This window comes from Bradyrhizobium sp. LMTR 3 (assembly GCF_001693485.1).
Taxonomy (GTDB): Bacteria; Pseudomonadota; Alphaproteobacteria; order Rhizobiales; family Xanthobacteraceae; genus Bradyrhizobium.
In genome coordinates this window covers 149,276-167,119 of sequence record NZ_MAXC01000002.1, presented here as the reverse complement: position 1 = coordinate 167,119, position 17,844 = coordinate 149,276, and the positions used below count along the sequence as shown (strand labels likewise).

Below are 17,844 nucleotides of genomic sequence, written 5' to 3'. Positions count from 1 at the left end.
GCACTTTACAATTGATATAAAGTGCGCCGTGGCATTATTGACCGGTTCCGCACCGCGGCGTAACCAAGATGGACGCGATACGAGCGGGGGTGCCCGGTCGCGAAGATTGGTAGCCAGCAAGCAGCCGCCTCATCACCGGCGCCCGCCAGCCAACCCAATAGGCAAATAAACAGGTTGGGGCAGTATGGCTTTCGGGGCTAGGCATTCGCGCGCCTTGTTTTTGGGCGCGTCGGCATTTTCATTTGCGTTGTTGTCCTCAACCGCTGCGTTCACGCAGGCGCTCGAAGCGGAGGCTGTCACGGGCGCATCCGAGCAGAAGAAACAGAAGCAGGGCAAGCGCCAGCAAGGCAAGCCGCAGCAGGCCCAGCAAGCCCGGGCGCCTGTCATGAATGCGATGGCGCAGATCGGTGCCGTGCCGGTGCAGTCGCTGGATGCGATCACCGTCGCTGCCTCGAAGACGGAAGAGCGTGCTATCGACGCGCTGGCTCCCGTCAGCGTGGTGACGCTGGAGCAGATTCAGGGTCGCCAGGCCAGCACACTCGGCGGTCTCCTCTACAACATTCCCGGTGTCTGGGTGCAGGATCGCGGCGATGAGCCGTCGACCTCGATCAATATCCGCGGCCTGCAGGATTTCGGTCGCGTCGCCGTCGTCGTCGATGGTGCGCGGCAGAACTATCAGCGCACCGGCCATTTCGCGAACGGCTCTTTCTTCCTCAACCCGGAACTGGTCAGCAGCATCGAAATCGTGCGCGGTCCTACGGCCAACATCTACGGTTCGGGCGCGATCGGTGGCGTGGCGTCGTTCCGCACCAAGGACATCGAAGACGTCGTGCGTCCGGGCGAGCGTTGGGGTGTGGATGCCAAAACCATTCTCGGAACGAACTATGGCCGTGCCTTGGGCTCGGTCTTTGGCGGTGTTCACGTCAATCCGAATGTCGATGTGTTCGCCGGCGGCACCTACAGCACGCAGGAAAGCTACAAGGACGGCACTGGTTTCGAAGTCGCCAATACCGGAAACCGGCTTACCGCTGGTATCGCCAAGGTGACGGTGCGTCCTGCTGACGGACACGAAGTCAAATTGGGCACGATATTCCAGGAAGACCTTTACAACGTGGGCCAGCCGCCGCGGCGCGCCGGCGATCCCAATTCCACCAACCCAAATGGGACCAATAACCTCAACGGCACGTCGATCTATCATACCGACGTGAAGAACTACACGACGACGCTCGGCTGGAAATATTCGCAACCGGACGACAAGGTGTTCGACTGGAATGCAAAGGTCTATTGGAATCGCACCGAGAACGATCAGATCAAGACGTTTCACACCAACACGAATCCCAACAACGCTTTTTGCGGCGGCGTGCCGGGCAATCCGGTCTCCGGCTGCATCGGCGACAACCGCGGTTACCTGCTCGATACGGTCGGTTTCGACGCGTACAACACCTCGCGCTTCGAGTATGCGGATTGGCACCATGCGGTCACGTACGGCGCCGATGCGTTCCAGGACAACGTGAAGACTGCCGACCGGCGCGGTACCTCGGATGTCACAACTCCAGGCGGACGGCGTACGGTGTCCGGCGGGTTTGTGCAGTGGAAGGCAACATACAGCAATCTGCTGGAGACGATCAGCGCCCTTCGCTACGACAACTACAGCCTGGAGTCGGGGGCGACATCTTCAGGGGGCGACCGGCTGTCGCCGAAGATCACGGTCGCCTTGATGCCGGTGGCGGTGGTGACGCCCTATGCCAGTTATGCAGAAGGTTACCGCGCGCCGTCGATTACGGAGACGCTGGTCAACGGCCCGCATGCCGGCGCAACGATCAACGATTCGTTCTTCCGTTGCCCATCGGGGACCCCGGGTCCGGGCGCCGACTCGACCTTCTGTTTCCTGCCTAATCCGAACCTGCGCCCCGAGGTCGGCAAGAACAAGGAAATCGGATTCAACATCCGAAAGAACGACCTGTTCATCGCCGGCGACAGCTTCCGCGGCAAGATCAACTTCTTCCGCAACGACATCACCGACTTCATCGACCAGGTTGCCTTTGGTACGCCGCTGACGGTGCCGACCGGCCCACCACCCGCGCCGAGGATTACCGTCCTGCCCTTCCTGCAGTATCAGAACGTCGCCTCGGCGCGAATCCAGGGCTTCGAGGCGGAGACGATGTATGACGCCGGCCTTTGGTACGCAGGCATCTCCGGCTCCTTCCAGGACGGTAAGAACCTGCAGACCGGGTTTGGACTGTACACTGTGCCGCCGCAGAAAATCACGACGACGGCCGGTGTTCGTCTGCTCGACAGGACCCTCATTCTTTCCATGCTGTGGACGTCGGCGATCGCAAACAGGAACCTTCCTCCGACCTACACGCCAGCAACGTCGTACGATCTCGTCAACCTGTATCTGCAGTACCAGCCCACGCGGGACCTCACGTTTAATTTCTCAGTCGAGAACCTCCTCAACCAGTACTATCGTCCGTATGCCATTCCGGTCGGGAGCACGGGCGACACGCAGAACGACGTTAAATGGGCCAGCGCCGGCGCCGGCATCGTCTTCAAGGGCGGTCTCAGATATCATTTCGGAGGAACCTGACACGAAGACTCCGCGGTCTCGGGTGAGACCGTCACCTCCAATGGCACCGGGCCGCGCTGATGCTCCAGCGCGGCTTCGGCACGTTCTTGTTTCCAACCAGCTCAAACGGTACGCCAGGCGCACCCCAGCAACCCAGCAAGGAGATTTCAAATGTTTATCGCGATGAACCGGTTCCAGGTAAAGATTGGCTCTGAAGCGGCCTTCGAGAATGTCTGGCGCTCGCGCGAGTCCTATCTCAGCAACATGGCCGGCTTCGTCGAGTTTCACCTGCTCAAGGGGCCCGTTGCCGAGGATCACACGCTGTATTCGTCGCACACGGTCTGGGTCGACAAGGCGGCGTTCGAAGCCTGGACCAAATCGGAAGAATTCCGCCGCGCGCATGCCCGCGCCGACAACAAGACCGGCGAAAGCCTCTACCTCGGCCATCCCAAGTTCGAAGGTTTCGAGGTGATCCTGAGCGAGCGCAAGTCCAGCGCCGCCGCTTGAGGGAGGGTGCGATGTTGAGCACGGACCTTGCCGAACTCAAGGCGCATATGGCGGAGAATCCGGGCGCGGTGATCGAGGACGTGGCGCGGGAGCGGAAGGTGACCCCGCGCGCCGTGCTCGAGGCGCTGCCCGATACGATGGTGCGCATCGGCCCCGGCGGCGAATTCGCCGCCGCGATGAACGATGTCGCGCAATGGGGCGAGGTGACGCTGATCGTCCATACCGACGACGCGATATTCGAATTCACGGGCAGCGTGCCCGCGGGCGAAGTGGGCCGCGGTTACTTCAACCTGATGCAGCCGAAGGGGCTGCACGGCCATCTGCGGCACGAGCGCTGCGGAGCAATCGCTTTTGTCGAGCGGCCCTTCATGGGCAAGTTGTCGGCCTTCATCGCGTTCATCAATGTCGACGGCGGCATCATGTTCAAGGTGTTTGTCGGCCGCGACGAAGCGCGCGCGCTGCGCAGCGACCAGTTGCAGCGCTTTCACGCGTTGGCGGAAAGGATCGCGCCCGCCCGCGCGGTGTAACCGCATTGTCAGCCCGGGAGACGATCATGCAGCGAAGAGTGCTGGACGTTATGATCCGTTGGTGCTGCGTTGCCGGTGTGGCTGGAATGCCGGGCGCGGCGCTCGCCGCCACCGACGTTGCGCTGCTGCCGCGCAACCTGTCGCCCTGGAACATGTTCGTGAATGCGGACGTGGTGGTGCAGGCGGTCATGGTGGGCTTGGCCTTCGCTTCGCTGGCGACGTGGACGATCTGGTTGGCGAAAACCGTCGAGATCCGCCGCAAGACCGCGACCGCCAAACGGCGCCTCAGCCTCTTGGAAACCGATACGGTGCTGGCCAAGGCTGAGAAGGAAGCCCGCGGCGGCAACGATGCCGTCGCGCAGATCATCCAGTCCGCCGCTCGCGAGGCGAGTCTCTCCGGCGGTCATTTCGACGACGGCCTCAAGGAGCGAGTGGCGCTGCGGCTGGAGCGGGTCGAGGCGGCGATGTCCAGGCAGATCGCGCGCGGCACTGGCGTGCTCGCCACCATCGGCGCCACCGCGCCATTCGTGGGCTTGTTCGGCACGGTCTGGGGCATCATGAATTCCTTCATCGGCATTTCCGAAGCCAAGACCACCAATCTCGCCGTGGTCGCGCCCGGCATCGCGGAGGCGTTGCTCGCGACCGCGCTCGGTCTGGTCGCGGCGATCCCGGCGGTCGTGATCTACAACCATCTCACCCGCACGATTTCAGCCCATCGTGCGCTGCTCGGCGATGCCTCGGCGCTGGTGCTGCTCCTGATCAGCCGCGAGGGCGACCGCGGTTCGTTCCGCCTGGCGCGTGCTGCGGAGTAGGCGATGGGCGCGAAGCTCGGACATGTGGTCGGCGGACGGGCGCGCGGCGGCGGCGAAGACCTTGTCGAGAATCACGAGATCAACGTCACGCCGTTCATCGACGTGATGCTGGTGCTGCTGATCATCTTCATGGTTGCCGCGCCGCTTGCGACCGTCGATCTCGGCGTCAATCTTCCCGCCAGCGCCGTCGAGCCATCGCCGCGGCCGGATCAGCCGGTATTCGTCACGGTGAAGCCGGATCTTTCGGTCGCCGTCGGCGAGGACATCATCGCACGCGATACGATGACCGCCACAATCGATGCCGCCACCAAGGGCGACAAGAACGAGCGCATCTATCTGCGCGCCGACAAGGCCGTCAGCTATGGCGACTTGATGGAAGTGATGAACCTCCTGCGCAACGCCGGCTATCTCAAGATCGCGCTGGTCGGCCTCGACGGCCGCAGTTGACCGTCATGAACGCGTTCGCGCTCCATGATGCTTCCGACCAGGCCGTATTGCGCCGCTGGGGCGCATCGGCGGCGGCAATTCTCGCTGCCCATGCCGCAGTGATCGCGATCGGCATGAACTGGAGCCGGCCACAGCCGGAGCCCGGCGTCACCTTGCCGGCAATCATGGTGGACATGTCGCCGGTATCGTCGGCGCCGCAATCGACGCCGCTGGAGCGTGCCCCGGACCAGTTGATGGATCAGGCCGACGCCTCGCCGCCCGAACCGGTCAAGCAGCAGGAGGTTGTTGAAGAGCAGATCGCGCCGACCCCGCCGCAGGAAAACCCTGAGGTGTTGGCGCCGTCAGAGCAGAAGCTGGAAATCAAGCCGGCCACCGAGCCCGCCAATCCTGTGCCGGATGCCAAGCTAACGCCAGTCAAGCCGAAAGTCGTCCGCCCCGAGGCGGAGAAGCCAAACGACTCGACACCCCAACCACGCACCGCGGCACCGCCTCGCGTCGAACGCCAGGCACCGGCCGCCTCCGCGGCCAGCGCGGGCGCAACGGCCTCGGCGGTTGCGTCCTATAATCAGCGCGTGCGCGCGCATCTGATGCGCTTTCACCAGTATCCAGCGGGGGCCAACCAGCCCGGTGTGGCCAAGGTATCTTTCACGATCAGCCGCAGCGGGCAGGTGCTCGGAAGCCGACTTGCTGGATCATCTGGCGTCGCCGCGCTCGATGCGCAGGCCGCTGCGATGGTCCGCCGAGCCTCGCCGTTTCCGGCGTTTCCGCCCGAAATTACGCAAGGCTCGATGGGCTTCAACATTCCGGTGATTTTTACCGTCCCCAGATAGCGGGAATCGCCTACTCCTTCACCGCGCCCGTCAACGACGACACGTAGTAATCCACGAACAGCGAATAAAACAGCGCGACCGGCAGCGAGCCGAGCAGCGAACCGGCCATCAGCGCGCCCCACTGGTAGACGTCGCCGGTGACGAGCTCGGTCAGGATCGCGACCGGCACCGTCTTGTTGGCGCCGCTCTGGATGAAGGCGAGTGCGTAGATGAACTCGTTCCACGACAGCGTGAAGGAGAAGATGCCGGCCGAGATCAGGCCGGGCACCGCGAGCGGCAGCGTGATCCGGCGCAGGATCTGCAGCCGGGTGGCGCCATCGACCAGTGCGCATTCCTCGAGCTCATAGGGGATCGACTTGAAATAGCCGATCAATAGCCAGGTGCAGAACGGCACCAGGAATGTCGGATACACCAGGATCAGCGCCATCGGCGAGTCGAACAGGCCGAACTGCACGATCACGGTGGCGAGCGGAATGAACAGGATCGAGGGCGGCACCAGATAGGCGAGATAGATCCCCAAGCCCACATAGGGGCTGCCGCGGAAGCGCAAGCGCTCGATCGCGTAAGCTGCGAGCGTCGAAGCGAACAGCGACAGGAAGGTGGAGCCGATCGCCACGAACATCGTGGTCTTGAGCCAGGTCGGATAGGCGGTGTCGAACAAGAGATGCTTGATGTGCGCCAGCGTCGGCGAGGAGATCCAGAACGGATTGTGCTGCTTGTAGTTCAAGAGCTCCGCGTTCGGCTTGAACGAGGTGATCGCCATCCAGTAGAACGGGAACAGCAGGATCAGCACGAAGCAGGCCAGCGGCAGATAGATCATCATCACCCGCCGCGCGCGCGAATCCCACGCCATGGTGTCGGGCGTGGCGCTGGCGACATTGCTGTTGCCCGGTTGGGCAGCTACGTCAGTCATTGGCTTCTCCCTGCTGCCATTTGCGGCGCGCCAGGCCGAAGTAGCTGAACAACGTCGCGAACACGAGGAACGGGATCATCGAGACCGCAATTGCTGCACCCTCGCCAAGCTCGCCGCCGGCGATGCCGCGCTGGAACGCCAGCGTCGCCAGCAGGTGCGTGGAATTGACCGGACCGCCGCGGGTGATGGCATAGACGAGCTGGAAATCGGTGAAGGTGAAGATGATCGAGAAGGTCATCACGATCGCCAGAATCGGCATCATCATCGGAAGGGTGATGTAGCGGAAGCGCTGCCAGGCGGTGGCGCCGTCCAGCATCGCGGCTTCATAGAGCGAGGGTGAGATGGTCTGCAGGCCCGCGAGAAGCGAGATCGCCACGAACGGAATGCCGCGCCAGATGTTGGCTGCGATCAGCGAGAACCGCGCCGGCCAGGGCGTGCCGAGGAAGTCGATGTTGGTCGAGCGGATGTGCAGCACATCGACCAGCAGATAGGAGATGATCGAAAACTGCGGATCGTAGATCCACCAGAACGCCAGCGCCGACAGCACCGTCGGCACGATCCACGGCAACAGCACGATAGCGCGCAACAGGCTCTTGAGCGGGAAGTGGTTGTTGAGCAGGAGCGCCAGCCAGAAGCCGAGCGCGAATTTCCCGATGGTCGCTATTCCCGTGTAGAAGACGCTGTAGAACACCGCGTTCCACCACAGGGGATCCTTCAGCAGATACTGAAAGTTCTCCAGGCCAATGAAGATGCCGCGCTGGCCGATCGTGGTGTCGGTGAAGGCGAGCCAGACGCCGAGGCCCAGCGGGTAGGTGAGGAACACCGTCAACAGCCCGATCGCCGGCGCAAGGCACATCACGATCAGGAACGGCTTGTAGTCGAACAAGCGCGCGATCCAGTTCGGTTGCCGGAGCGCCACGCCGCGCGATGGTAGAGTGGTTACGGACATCGGGTCCCTGTGCAGGTCTGACTTTCAAGGTCATTCCGGGGCGATGCGAAGCATCGAACCCGGAATCTCGAGATTCCGGGTCTGGTGCTTACGCACCATCCCGGAATGACGGCGTGTCAATCGCTGACGCCGCTCTACTTGCCCTACCGGCCCTGCCGCCGGAAGTACCGCTTCGCACGCTGCTCCGCCTCCGCGACGGCGGCCTCCGGCGTCTGGGCACCTGTCGCGACCGCGGCGCACATCTGGATCAGCACGTAGTCGGCGCTGACCGCACCGGTTGCGGTTGAAATCGGCCCCTTGTAGCCATCGTAGTAGGTGCTCTGCATGGTGTTCTTGAAGATCGAGACCTTGGGGTCGCTGGACCAGACCGCGGCGTCGGTATAGGCGGCAAGCGGCTGCGACCAGTAGCCGGAGTTGGCGTTGAGCCAAGGCTCGTACTGTTCCTTTTCCATCATGAATTGCAGGAACGCCTTTGCGGCATTGGGATAGGGGCTGTGCTTGAACAGCATCGCGTTCAGCGTCAGGCCGGCCATCGGCGAGACCTTGGCGAGGCCCTTCGGCAGCAGTTGATGCTCGCTGTCTTCGGCAATCGCCTTGGTCGCCGGATCGTTCTTCAGCGAGAAGTACAGCGAGACGCCGTTGGCGGTCAGCGAGATTTCCTGCGAGGAGTAGGCGCGGTTGTTGCTGACGTCGTTCCACGACGACGTGCCGGCGATGAAGGTCGGGTACAGTGCCTTGACCCACTTCAGCGCTTCGATGGTCTCCTTGCTGTTGATGATGATATTACCCTCTTCATCGAGCAGCGAAGCGTTGTGCGACCACAGCGCCCAGTTGGCAAAACCGTTGCCGTCGCCCTTGGCATTGCCCAGCGCGAAGCCGGCCGGCTTGCCGGCCTTGTGCAGCTTCTGGCAAAGGTCCACAAATCCGGCACTGTCTTCCGGGACCTTGTCGTAGCCGATCGATTGCAACACCGACTTGCGGTAGATCAGCGGGCCGGCAGTGGCGCCGAACGGCAATCCGATCCATTTGTCGCTCTTGCTGCGCTTGCCATACGTCTGCGCCAGCGGCAGCCAGCCGCCGTAGCGCTTGCCGAGATAATCGGTGACGTCGTTCAGTTCGACCAGCTTGTCGACATAGATGTGCGGCGCATCGGAGAAGCCGATGATGATATCCGGGCCGGCGCCGGAATTCGAGGTCACCGCAGTCTGCTGGCTGATGTCTTCCCAGCCGACGAAGTCGACCTTGACCTCGATGCCGGTGTCCTTGGTGAACTTGGCCGCGTTGGCGCGGAACACGTCCTCGTCGGCTTGCACGAAGCGCACCGGGCGCAGCATGCGCAAGGATGCGCCTTTTTCGATTGCGAACTTGGGGGCGGGGACGTCGGCCGCTTTGATGGTGGACGCGGTTTGCGCCGATGCGCCGGTCACGGCCAGAGCCGCTGCCGAGGCGCCCAAAGCCAACGCATCGCGACGGGTGATGTCGTTCCTCATGGTGCTCTCCCTGTATCGGTTCCCGGCGTTGAATCGCCGGTGAACCCTGTCGTTCGAAACATTTTTCGCCGTGTTAGCTGTTGGGCCCTCGATCCATGCTGACGGGTTGCCAGCGGCGGAGCGAGGTGTTTTGCAGCACCGACGGATTGACACAGCTTACCGGCCACATGCCGGACAGGACCAGTGACAATTCGTAGCCCACGCGGCGCTTGCGCGCCTCGTCAAAACGTGCCGATGCCGACGCCACATGGGCGGTCAGGGTGACGTTTTCCATCGAAAGTATCGGATTGTTGTGCGACGGCGGCTCCTTTTCCAGCACGTCGAGGGCGGCGTGCGCAATCCAGCCCTCCTGCAGCGCCTTGATCAGCGCTTCCTCGTCCACCGTGGCGCCGCGGCCGGTATTGATGAAGATGGCGGAATTTTTCATCTGGCGGAAATGCTTCTCGGTCAGCATGTGGTGCACCTCCGGCCGGGCCGGCGCATGCATTGAGACGAAGTCCGACTGCGACAGCACTTCGGACAGCGTCGCCGGGATCACGCCGTGGTCGTACATCAGCGTTTCCTGGATGAACGGGTCATAGGCCATCATGCGCAGGCCGAAGGGCGCGGCGCGCTTGGCGACGGCGCGTGCCACCCGGCCGAACGAGATGAAGCCGAGCGTCTGGCCCATCAGCCGGGGGATCTTCAACAGCGCAGGCCGGCCCTCGGACCAGCGGCCGGTGCGCGCCATCTTGTCCTGCTCGACCAGCCGCCGAAAGCCCGCCAGCAGCAGCATCATGGCGTGGTCGGCGACCTCCTCGATGAAGGTGTCGGGAATGTTGGTGACGGGAATGCCGCGGGCGGTGGCGGCCTTGACGTCGACACTGTCGACGCCGACGCTGCCGAGCGTGATCACCTTGCAATTTTCGAGCGCGTCGATGACGGCTTTGGTAATCGGCATGCCCTTGGCGTAGATCGCGTCTGCGGTTTTTGCAGCGGCGATGAATTCCGCCTCGTTGGCCGGCGCCTCGATGATTTCGGCCCCGATCGGATCGAGCGCTTCCTTTTCGTAGTCATAGCCGCCGCCGGCGACCGTGAAGCTCGCGCCCTTCGGCGTCACCACCCTGAATTTCGGCATTTCCTGCTCCCGATTTTATTTTTCGGTGTTGGTTTGAGGCGGCGGGCGCCGCCACTTTCATCGTTGACGTACATTTCACCTTTTACGCGACTTGACTTGCTTCTGCTACAATCGCCGGTTGCTGCTTGATCGGCAGCACGGTTTTCTGCCGGATTTCCGCTGGCCTTCGTAACAAAGCGCTAAAGGGTCTCACGATATTGTGCGCCGAATCAATCGGCCAATCGCGTGCCACGCGCCTATTTCCGGAGATCCCCGTGAAGCTGACCAATCTCAAGATCACCCCCAAGCTCGGCATTCTGGTGGGCGTGACCCTGCTCGGCCTCTGCGTCGCCGGTATGCTCGCGGGCTATTTGATGCAGCGTGAGATGCTCAATGCGCGGATCGAGCAGACCAAGGCGATTGTCGACATGGCGCGCAACATGGCGCTCGGCCTGCAGAAACAGGTTGCCGCCGGCCAGATGACCAAGGAGGCCGCGATTGCCGAGTTCAGCAAGCGCGGCAATACGCTGACCTTCGACAACGGCAACGGCTACGTGTTCGCCTACACGATGGATGGCGTCGCCGTGCTGGCGCCGGTTCCCAGCCAGATCGGCCAGAACCGTATGGATATCGACACCGGTGGCCGAAAGCTGGTGCGTGAGCTGCGCGACGGCATCGCGGCGAACGGCGAAATCATGCTGCGCTATGAATTCCGGAAACCCGGACAGGACGAACTGATCCGCAAGTTCTCCTACGCGGTTCCGATTCCGGGCTGGAACATGTTCGTCGGCACCGGCGCCTATCTCGACGACCTCGACGCCAAGATGAAGCCGATCGCGGCAGTGCTCGGGTTTGCCATTCTCGGCATCGCGCTGGTTGCGGGCAGCATCGCCTGGATGATCGGCCGCAGCATTTCGAAGCCGCTCGGTCAGCTCGGCGCCCGCATGCAGGACCTCGCCGAGGGCCGGCTCGACGGTGAAATTCCCGGCATCGGCCGCGGCGACGAGATCGGTGCGATGGCCGCGACTGTGCAGATCTTCAAGGACAACGCGGTTCGCATCCGCGGGCTTGAGCAGAAGGAAGCCGAGGTGCAGACGCGCGCCGAGGCCGAGCGGCGGGCGGCGATGGAAAGCATCGCCAGCGACTTCGAACGCAGCGTGACCGGTATCGTCCGTTCGGTTTCGACGGCGGCCGCCGGCATGCAGAGCACGGCGCAATCCATGACCACGACCGCCAGCGACGCCAGCGCGCGCGCGGCAACCGTCGGCGCGGCGTCGCAGCGCTCGTCCGACAATGTCGGCACGGTGGCATCCGCCGCTGAAGAGCTCTCCAGTTCGGTTACCGAGATTTCCCGTCAGGTGACGCGCTCCAGCGAGATCGCCGCCAAGGCGGTCAGCGACGCCGAGCGCACCAACGCCACCGTCGGCGCGCTCTCGACCGGCGCCGAGAAGATCGGCGAAGTGGTCAAGCTGATCCACTCGATCGCGGCCCAAACCAACCTGCTCGCGCTGAACGCCACCATCGAAGCGGCACGCGCCGGCGATTCCGGCCGCGGCTTTGCGGTGGTGGCGTCGGAAGTGAAGGCGCTCGCCAACCAGACTGCGAAGGCGACCGAGGAAATCTCCTCGCAGGTCGCCGCCATGCAAGCCTCCACCAGCGAGGCCGTGGCCTCGATCGGCGGCATTACCGAGACGATCGCGCAGATGAGCGAGATCACGGTCTCGATCTCGAGCGCGGTGGAGCAACAGGGCGGCGCCACCCGCGAAATCGCCCGCAACATCCAGTCGGTCGCGGCCGGATCGAACGAGATCTCCGCCCATATCGGCGGCGTCTCTACCGCTGCGGCCGCAACCGGCAAGGCAGCATCCGAAGTGCTGGCGAGCGCCCGTGAACTCGACACCCAATCCGGCATGCTGCGCAGCGCAGTAGACGAGTTCTTGGGCAAGGTGCGGGTGGCCTGAGCTTGATGTGATCGCGTTCCCCGGATGCTGCGCAGCACGAAGTGATGCGCTGCTGTTCCGGGGTCCATCCCGCGTAGGTCCCGGCTCTGCGGTGCAGCGTCAAGTGACGCTACACCGCGTCCGGGACACGAGCGCTGTAGGGTGGGCAAAGGCGCATCGCGCCGTGCCCACCATCTATCAACGAGTCATTACGTGAATGGTGGGCACGTTTCGCTTTGCCCACCCTACGCAGCTAGGCAGCGCGGCAGCTACTGCTTCTCGATTCCCGCGGCCGTGATCAGCTTCTCCCACACCACGAGCTGCTCCTTCACGAAGGCATCGAACTCTTCCGGCGTTCCGGAGAACGCCTCCATACCGCGCTCGGCGAGCTGGCTCTTGATGTCGGGCCGCTCGACCACCTTGCGGATCTCCGCGTTCAGCCTGGTCACGATATCCTTCGGCAGGTTGGCCGGGCCGAAATAGCCCTGCCACGAGGTGATATCAAAGCCCTTCACCGTATCGTCCATGGTCGGAAGATTGGGCAGCAGCGCCGAGCGCTTCTTGGTCGTCACCGCCAGCGACTTCAGCGCCTTGGCGTTGACGTGCGGCAGGCCGGTCGGCACGTCGATGAACATCATGGAGACGCGGCCGGCGATCAGGTCGGTCAGCGCCGGCGGCGAGCTCTTGTAGGGAACGTGCAGCAAGTCGATGCCGGCGAGGCGGGCGAAGGTCGCGCCGGCGACGATGGAAGCCGAGCTGCCGCTGGCATAGGTGTATTTGCCCGGCTCCTTTTTGGCGAGCGCGATCAGCTCGGCCACGGAGTTGGCCGGAATGTCCGGATGGATCACCAGCATGAAGGGCAAGTCGCCGGTGCGCGCGATCGGCGTGAAATCCTTGATCGGATCGTAGGTCATGTTCTTCAAAAGATACGGATTGGCCGAATGCGACGTGTTGGTGGTCACGAACAGCGTGTAGCCGTCGGGCGCCGAGCGCGCGGCATAGCTTGCCGCGATCGAGCCGTTGGCGCCCGCCTTGTTCTCGATCACCATGCCGGTGCCGAGCGCGGTGCCGAGCTCCTTCGAAATGATGCGCGTGGTGGTATCGGTGCCGCTGCCGGCCGCGAAGGGCAGCACCAGCGTGATGTTGCGGTTCGGGTAGGGGGCCTGCGCGGCAGCCGTGGCGATCATCGCCAGCATCAGGGGAGCCGCTGCGGCGACAGGCCGATACCGCTTCAATAACGCGAACATATAGTTGTTTCCTCGGTTTGTTCTTCTGTTGAAATGGCCGGCAAGCTAGCCTGCCGGGATCGAAAGTGGAAGCCCGGTAAGGCGCTCCCCCGCGGGCGGTATACGTGCCCCGGGCGCAGCGCAGCATGAAATGATGCGCTGCTGAACCGGGGCCCACCATCGCTGGGTCCCGGCTCTGCGCAGCAGCAGCACCGCGTGCGGGACACGAGAGTTCATGCCTTTGCCGAAGCCCGCCTTGAAGCGATGACCACGCCCGCCAGCACCAGCGCATAGCCCACGAGGTGGAATAACCGCAACTGCTCGCCGAGCAAGAGGATCGCCATCGCCGAGCCGAACACCGGCACCAGATGAAAGAACGGCGCGGCACGATTGGGCCCGATCAGCGCTAGCCCACGGTTGAAGAACAGGTACGCCAGCGTCGAGGGAAAGATCACGGCATAGCCCAGCGTCGCCATGGAGATCATGTCGAATTTCAGCGTCGCGCCGGTCGAAAATTCCCAGATCGAAAACGGCACCAGCATCAGCGCGCCGCAGCAGGTGGTGAATGAAATCAGCGATAGCGCGTGCGTCACCGGGCGGCGCGGGATCAGCGCCGAATATAATCCGAACGACACCAGGGAGCTCGCAAACATCAGGTCGCCGCGGTTGAAGCTGATGTTGGCGAGCGCGCTGAAATCGCCGCGCAGGATGATGGTCAGGACGCCGGCAAGCGAGATGGTGATGCCGGCAAGCTGCGCACCGGTCAGGCGGACGCCGAACAGCGCCAGCGACCACAGCGCGACAAACAGCGGCCCCGCCGACTGGATCAATAGCGCGTTCAGCGCCTCGGTATATTGCAGCGCCCAGTAGGAGATCGCATTGTTGTAGGCAAATCCGACCAGCGACAGGAACAGCATCATCGGCAGATGCGCGCGCAGCACCGGCCAATCCCGCTTCAAATGCGGCCAGGCGAACGGCAGCAGGATCAGAAAGGTGCCGATCCAGCGGACGCAGGACAGCGTCAACGGCGGTACGTGCCCGGCGACGTGGCGCGCCAGCACGATGTTGCCGGCCCAGAACAGCGAGGTCAGGCTCAGCAGCAGGTAAGGCTGGTTGGTCAGCCACCGGACCGGATGGAAGGCAGGCGGCGCTGGTGCGGGCTTGGTCATGGTCGCAAGGCGAGTAGGGCGAAAATTCCGCCACGCGACAAGTCCCGCCCGCGCAATGCTACAATGTTTTGCCCATCAGCACTCCCGCTGTCATACCCCGCGAAAGCGGGGTATCCAGTACGCGGCGGCTTCTCGATTGACCGTGAACGTATCTGGAATACTGGATCACCCGCCGTCGCGGGTGACGACAGTCTTGTCGCTGAGAGCGCGGTGCCTCAGAGCTTTCCACCAACCGGCGTACCCCTCAAATGCGCGGAATGCCTGCGTCGTTGATCACCTTCGACCATTTGTCGATCTCCGACGTGATCAGCGCGCGCATTTGCTCCGGCGTGCTGCCGCGGACCTCGCCGCCGGTTGCCGTCTCCAGCGCCGTCTTCGTTGCGGGGTCGGCCAGCATCGACTGGATCTCCGTGTTCAGCCGCTTCACGATATCGGGGGGCGTGCCCTTTGGAGCCACCAGCCCGGCCCAGGTGCGAACGTCAAAGCCCGCAACGCCGGCTTCCTGTACGGAAGGCACATTCGGAAGCAATTTGGTGCGCGCGGGCGAGGTGACGGCGAGGCCGCGAATGGCGCCGCTTTCGATCTGGCCTGCGAGCAGCACGGTGGTCCCGACGATCACGGGAACGTCTCCGGCGAGCAGAGAGGTGACGGTTAGTGAGTCACCGCGATAGGGGACGTGCACCATTTTGGTGCCGGCGGTGACGTTCAACAGCTCGCCCGCGAGATGATGCGTGCTGCCGAAACCGACGGAGCCGTAGCTCAGGGCATCGGGCTTGGCTTTCGCCATCGCAATCAGGTCCGCGAGTGTCTTCGCCTGATGGTCGGCGCGAACCGCGATCACCAGCGCGTAGTAGACCATCGTCGACAACATATCGAAACTGTCGATCGGGCTATAGGCGAGCTGCTTGTAGAGTGCGCCCGAGATCGCGTGCGCTCCCGTGACGAGGCCGATCGTGTAGCCGTCCGGCGCGGATTTGGCGACGGCGTCCGCCGCGAGATTGCCGCCGGCGCCCGGCTTGGCTTCCACCACCACCGGCTGTCCCAGGCGCTTGGAAAGCCCGTCCGAGACGATGCGCGCCATGGTGTCGGCGGCGCCACCCGCCGCAAAGCCGTGCAGCAGCCGGATCGGCCGGCTGGGATACGTCTGCGCAGCGGCGATGGAAGGCGCCAGGCAGGTGAGGCTAAGCGCTGCGGCAGCGATGCAGCAGCGCAGGGCAAGCAACCGTCCGCGCAGGACGTTCAACGATCGAGCCATCTGTTTCCCCTCGTGTTTTGTGTTTTTTTGAACGTCAGCTCCGGCTATGGGTGACGCGGCGTGATCACTTCACGCCGCGCATCGCCGGAGAAAATTCGCTTGCCTCCTTGGCTGGCCCGACGCCCCAGACGTCGCGCGGCAACCCGATCCAGGTCTTCGGTCGCTGCGGACGATCGTGGTGCCAGGGACGCGGCTCGAAATAGCCGAGCTCTTCGTCGAGCATCAGATCCATGCTGTAATAGAGCTCGATCAGGTAACCATCTGGGTTGTAGTGGTAGACCGCCACGTTGTGGCCGGGTCCATGCCGCACCGGTCCCCAGAGAATCTGAAACTTGTTGCGGCCGAGCAGGTCACAGGCCTGGTGCATGTGCGAGGCGTCGCGCAGCTCGAAGGCGAGATGATGCAGACGGCCGTCGGTGCCGCGGGCAAAATTCATCGCGTGATGTTCCGGGCCGCAGCGCATGAAGACGAAATTTTCCTCGATGCGGTCGGAGACGCGGAAGCCGAGAGCGTCGCCGAAGAATTTGGCTGTTCGTTCAGGATCGGGCGTATAGAGCGCGACGTGGCCGAGCTTGGCGACGGCAAGACCGCGAATCGGTTCGACTGCCTTGCAGAACTCCCATCTGGAAAACAATTCGATCCGGTGTCCGTCGGGATCGTCGAAGACGAGTGCCTTCGCTATTCCCGGCGCCGTGTCGCTCCTGACTTCCGATTTGACGCCGAGGCTTGCCAGCGATTTCTGCAGGTCGGCCGGATCGAGGTTGGGCGCAACTTCATAGGCGATGGAAGCCAGTTGCGAGGCCGCGCCGCGTTCGAGAACCAGCGTCAGCTCCTCGGACTCGGTGCCGAGCAGGATCCGGCCGTCGCTGCGCTGGATGATGCCGAGCCCGATGATGGACTGGTAGTAGTCGAGCTGCGCCCCGATGTTTGGACTGGTGAAAGTGACGTGTCGCAGCCGCTTGACCTTGATCATCTCGTGACCTCTTGAATTCAGGCAGAATGTTTGGGCTGTGCGGGCATCCAGCTCAGTCCGGGGTCATCACGATCTTGCCGAACGCCGCACCGGAATCGAGCAGTTCATGCGCGGCACGAACTTCGGAGAGCTTGAAGCGCCTGAAGATCGACGGGCGAATGGCGCCCTCTGCGAGATGGCCGATCACCTTCCGCATGATGTCGCGCCGGCCTTCGCGGTCGTTATCGTAGATGTGAAAGGAGAAGCAGCGGATCGCCGGGCAGATGTCGAGATGCTTCCGCATCTCGCCCATCAGGTTTTCCGTCGGCAGTCCGGCAAACGCGTTGTAGGAGACGATGGTGCCCCATTTATCGAGCGCACCGAGATAGGAATAGAATTCGGGGCCGCAGACGTGATCGAGGACGAGACTGACGCCGCGTCCGCCCGTAAGGGCGCGGATGCGGGCGACCACGTCCTCGTCGCGATAATAGATGATCTCGTCCGCGCCCATCTTTCGCGCGAAGGCGGCCTTCTCCGGCGTGGAGACGGTGCCGATCACCTTCATCCCGGCCAGTTTTGCGAGTTGCACCAGGGACGTCCCGACCCCGCCGGCCGCGCCGATGACGAGGGCCGAGCGGGGCGGCGTAGCGGAGCCGCAATTGTGCAGCAGTGCCCAGGCGACCTGGTAGTTCGGCAGGCACACCGCGTCCTCGAACGCGACGTTGTCCGGCAGCACGTGCACCGCGTCCGCAGGCGCTGCGACATATTCGGCGTAGCAGCCGCCGCGCTGGGCGAGGTCGCGCGCGCTCAACAGCACCCGCTGGCCGACGACAAGCCCACTCACCTGCGCACCCACGGCTTCCAGGATTCCGGCGACATCATTGCCGGGATTGGCCGGCAGCGGCGGCATCCATTTGTAGACGCCGCTGCGGATCAGCTTGTCGGGCTGGCCGACGCCGAAGGCCTGGGCGCGGATCAGAACCTCCCGCTCACCCAGCGCCGGCATCGGCACCTCGACATAGTCGAGCGCCTCCGGGCCTCCAGGGCGATGCACCAGTACAGCCTTCATCCGAGCGGCTCCCCAATTCTAACTATTTTCGAAAATATGTCCCATTGCGAAAATCATTGCAACGGGATTCTTTTTGGCTAGGATCGCGGGCCACGG

16 protein-coding genes are annotated in these 17,844 nt (G+C 63.3%); 7 read left to right on the top strand and 9 right to left on the bottom strand.

From position 1 onward, the window contains the following. The first annotated feature begins 184 nt into the window (after window positions 1–184). From LMTR3_RS02380 to LMTR3_RS02355, 6 genes are all read left to right on the top strand, one after another. On the top strand, window positions 185–2,587 hold the full coding sequence (locus tag LMTR3_RS02380; protein ID WP_084029380.1) for a TonB-dependent hemoglobin/transferrin/lactoferrin family receptor: 2,403 nt from the start codon (window positions 185–187) through the stop codon (window positions 2,585–2,587). 150 nt (window positions 2,588–2,737) lie between these two features. After that, the gene (hmuQ, locus tag LMTR3_RS02375) at window positions 2,738–3,073 is read left to right on the top strand and encodes a heme-degrading protein HmuQ (protein WP_065743486.1); all 336 of its coding nucleotides are present in this window, start codon (window positions 2,738–2,740) and stop codon (window positions 3,071–3,073) included. An 11-nt stretch (window positions 3,074–3,084) separates the two neighbouring features. Then, window positions 3,085–3,600, top strand: coding sequence for a heme utilization cystosolic carrier protein HutX (gene hutX, locus LMTR3_RS02370; protein WP_065743485.1), 516 nt, complete (start codon window positions 3,085–3,087; stop codon window positions 3,598–3,600). A 50-nt stretch (window positions 3,601–3,650) separates the two neighbouring features. Further along, window positions 3,651–4,412, top strand: coding sequence for a tonB-system energizer ExbB (exbB, locus tag LMTR3_RS02365; protein WP_065743484.1), 762 nt, complete (start codon window positions 3,651–3,653; stop codon window positions 4,410–4,412). Window positions 4,413–4,415: 3 nt separating this feature from the next. Further along, window positions 4,416–4,859, top strand: coding sequence for a TonB system transport protein ExbD (exbD, locus tag LMTR3_RS02360; protein WP_065743483.1), 444 nt, complete (start codon window positions 4,416–4,418; stop codon window positions 4,857–4,859). Between the two features lie 5 nt (window positions 4,860–4,864). Further along, entirely contained in the window at window positions 4,865–5,689 is an 825-nt protein-coding gene (locus LMTR3_RS02355) for an energy transducer TonB family protein (protein WP_065743631.1), read from the top strand. 10 nt (window positions 5,690–5,699) lie between these two features. On the opposite strand, the gene LMTR3_RS02350 is transcribed toward LMTR3_RS02355, so the two are convergent. The 4 genes from LMTR3_RS02350 to LMTR3_RS02335 all read right to left on the bottom strand — a co-directional run bounded on the left by LMTR3_RS02350 (window position 5,700) and on the right by LMTR3_RS02335 (window position 10,158). Then, window positions 5,700–6,602 carry a carbohydrate ABC transporter permease gene (locus tag LMTR3_RS02350; RefSeq protein ID WP_065743482.1) on the bottom strand — a complete coding sequence of 301 codons (903 nt, stop codon included), beginning with the start codon at window positions 6,600–6,602 and terminating at the stop codon, window positions 5,700–5,702. Continuing rightward, window positions 6,595–7,551 carry a carbohydrate ABC transporter permease gene (locus LMTR3_RS02345; protein WP_065743481.1) on the bottom strand — a complete coding sequence of 319 codons (957 nt, stop codon included), beginning with the start codon at window positions 7,549–7,551 and terminating at the stop codon, window positions 6,595–6,597. Before LMTR3_RS02345 ends, LMTR3_RS02350 begins: the two co-directional genes overlap by 8 nt. A 143-nt stretch (window positions 7,552–7,694) precedes the next feature. Beyond that, the gene (locus LMTR3_RS02340) at window positions 7,695–9,041 is read right to left on the bottom strand and encodes an ABC transporter substrate-binding protein (protein WP_065743480.1); all 1,347 of its coding nucleotides are present in this window, start codon (window positions 9,039–9,041) and stop codon (window positions 7,695–7,697) included. A 73-nt stretch (window positions 9,042–9,114) separates the two neighbouring features. After that, a complete protein-coding gene (locus tag LMTR3_RS02335; protein ID WP_065743479.1) occupies window positions 9,115–10,158 on the bottom strand; it encodes a C-terminal binding protein in 1,044 nt (347 codons plus the stop codon). Window positions 10,159–10,412: 254 nt separating this feature from the next. Between LMTR3_RS02335 and LMTR3_RS02330 the strand changes: the two genes are divergently transcribed. Next, window positions 10,413–12,098, top strand: coding sequence for a methyl-accepting chemotaxis protein (locus LMTR3_RS02330; protein WP_065743630.1), 1,686 nt, complete (start codon window positions 10,413–10,415; stop codon window positions 12,096–12,098). A 248-nt stretch (window positions 12,099–12,346) separates the two neighbouring features. Here the strand turns inward: LMTR3_RS02330 and LMTR3_RS02325 are convergent, their stop codons facing one another. The 5 genes from LMTR3_RS02325 to LMTR3_RS02305 form a co-directional block, all read right to left on the bottom strand. Further along, complete coding sequence (locus LMTR3_RS02325; protein ID WP_502686596.1) at window positions 12,347–13,273, bottom strand: Bug family tripartite tricarboxylate transporter substrate binding protein; 927 nt, start codon at window positions 13,271–13,273, stop codon at window positions 12,347–12,349. Between the two features lie 263 nt (window positions 13,274–13,536). Next, entirely contained in the window at window positions 13,537–14,472 is a 936-nt protein-coding gene (locus LMTR3_RS02320) for a DMT family transporter (RefSeq protein WP_065743477.1), read from the bottom strand. 244 nt (window positions 14,473–14,716) lie between these two features. Beyond that, on the bottom strand, window positions 14,717–15,727 hold the full coding sequence (locus LMTR3_RS02315; RefSeq protein ID WP_084029376.1) for a Bug family tripartite tricarboxylate transporter substrate binding protein: 1,011 nt from the start codon (window positions 15,725–15,727) through the stop codon (window positions 14,717–14,719). A gap of 64 nt (window positions 15,728–15,791) precedes the next feature. Further along, window positions 15,792–16,700 carry a VOC family protein gene (locus LMTR3_RS02310; protein WP_176721806.1) on the bottom strand — a complete coding sequence of 303 codons (909 nt, stop codon included), beginning with the start codon at window positions 16,698–16,700 and terminating at the stop codon, window positions 15,792–15,794. A 52-nt stretch (window positions 16,701–16,752) separates the two neighbouring features. After that, on the bottom strand, window positions 16,753–17,748 hold the full coding sequence (locus LMTR3_RS02305; protein ID WP_065743475.1) for a zinc-dependent alcohol dehydrogenase family protein: 996 nt from the start codon (window positions 17,746–17,748) through the stop codon (window positions 16,753–16,755). Window positions 17,749–17,844 lie beyond the last annotated feature (96 nt).

What these genes read in the sequence shown, in the direction of transcription:
- exbD (WP_065743483.1), top strand. Translation starts at nt 4,416, where the DNA reads ATGGGCGCGAAGCTCGGACATGTGGTCGGCGGACGGGCGCGCGGCGGC.
- LMTR3_RS02305 (WP_065743475.1), bottom strand. Translation starts at nt 17,748, where the DNA reads ATGAAGGCTGTACTGGTGCATCGCCCTGGAGGCCCGGAGGCGCTCGAC.
- exbB (WP_065743484.1), top strand. Translation starts at nt 3,651, where the DNA reads ATGATCCGTTGGTGCTGCGTTGCCGGTGTGGCTGGAATGCCGGGCGCG.
- LMTR3_RS02350 (WP_065743482.1), bottom strand. Translation starts at nt 6,602, where the DNA reads ATGACTGACGTAGCTGCCCAACCGGGCAACAGCAATGTCGCCAGCGCC.
- LMTR3_RS02380 (WP_084029380.1), top strand. Translation starts at nt 185, where the DNA reads ATGGCTTTCGGGGCTAGGCATTCGCGCGCCTTGTTTTTGGGCGCGTCG.
- LMTR3_RS02325 (WP_502686596.1), bottom strand. Translation starts at nt 13,273, where the DNA reads ATGCTGGCGATGATCGCCACGGCTGCCGCGCAGGCCCCCTACCCGAAC.
- LMTR3_RS02315 (WP_084029376.1), bottom strand. Translation starts at nt 15,727, where the DNA reads ATGGCTCGATCGTTGAACGTCCTGCGCGGACGGTTGCTTGCCCTGCGC.
- LMTR3_RS02335 (WP_065743479.1), bottom strand. Translation starts at nt 10,158, where the DNA reads ATGCCGAAATTCAGGGTGGTGACGCCGAAGGGCGCGAGCTTCACGGTC.
- LMTR3_RS02340 (WP_065743480.1), bottom strand. Translation starts at nt 9,041, where the DNA reads ATGAGGAACGACATCACCCGTCGCGATGCGTTGGCTTTGGGCGCCTCG.
- hmuQ (WP_065743486.1), top strand. Translation starts at nt 2,738, where the DNA reads ATGTTTATCGCGATGAACCGGTTCCAGGTAAAGATTGGCTCTGAAGCG.
- LMTR3_RS02310 (WP_176721806.1), bottom strand. Translation starts at nt 16,700, where the DNA reads ATGATCAAGGTCAAGCGGCTGCGACACGTCACTTTCACCAGTCCAAAC.
- LMTR3_RS02320 (WP_065743477.1), bottom strand. Translation starts at nt 14,472, where the DNA reads ATGACCAAGCCCGCACCAGCGCCGCCTGCCTTCCATCCGGTCCGGTGG.
- hutX (WP_065743485.1), top strand. Translation starts at nt 3,085, where the DNA reads ATGTTGAGCACGGACCTTGCCGAACTCAAGGCGCATATGGCGGAGAAT.
- LMTR3_RS02355 (WP_065743631.1), top strand. Translation starts at nt 4,865, where the DNA reads ATGAACGCGTTCGCGCTCCATGATGCTTCCGACCAGGCCGTATTGCGC.
- LMTR3_RS02345 (WP_065743481.1), bottom strand. Translation starts at nt 7,551, where the DNA reads ATGTCCGTAACCACTCTACCATCGCGCGGCGTGGCGCTCCGGCAACCG.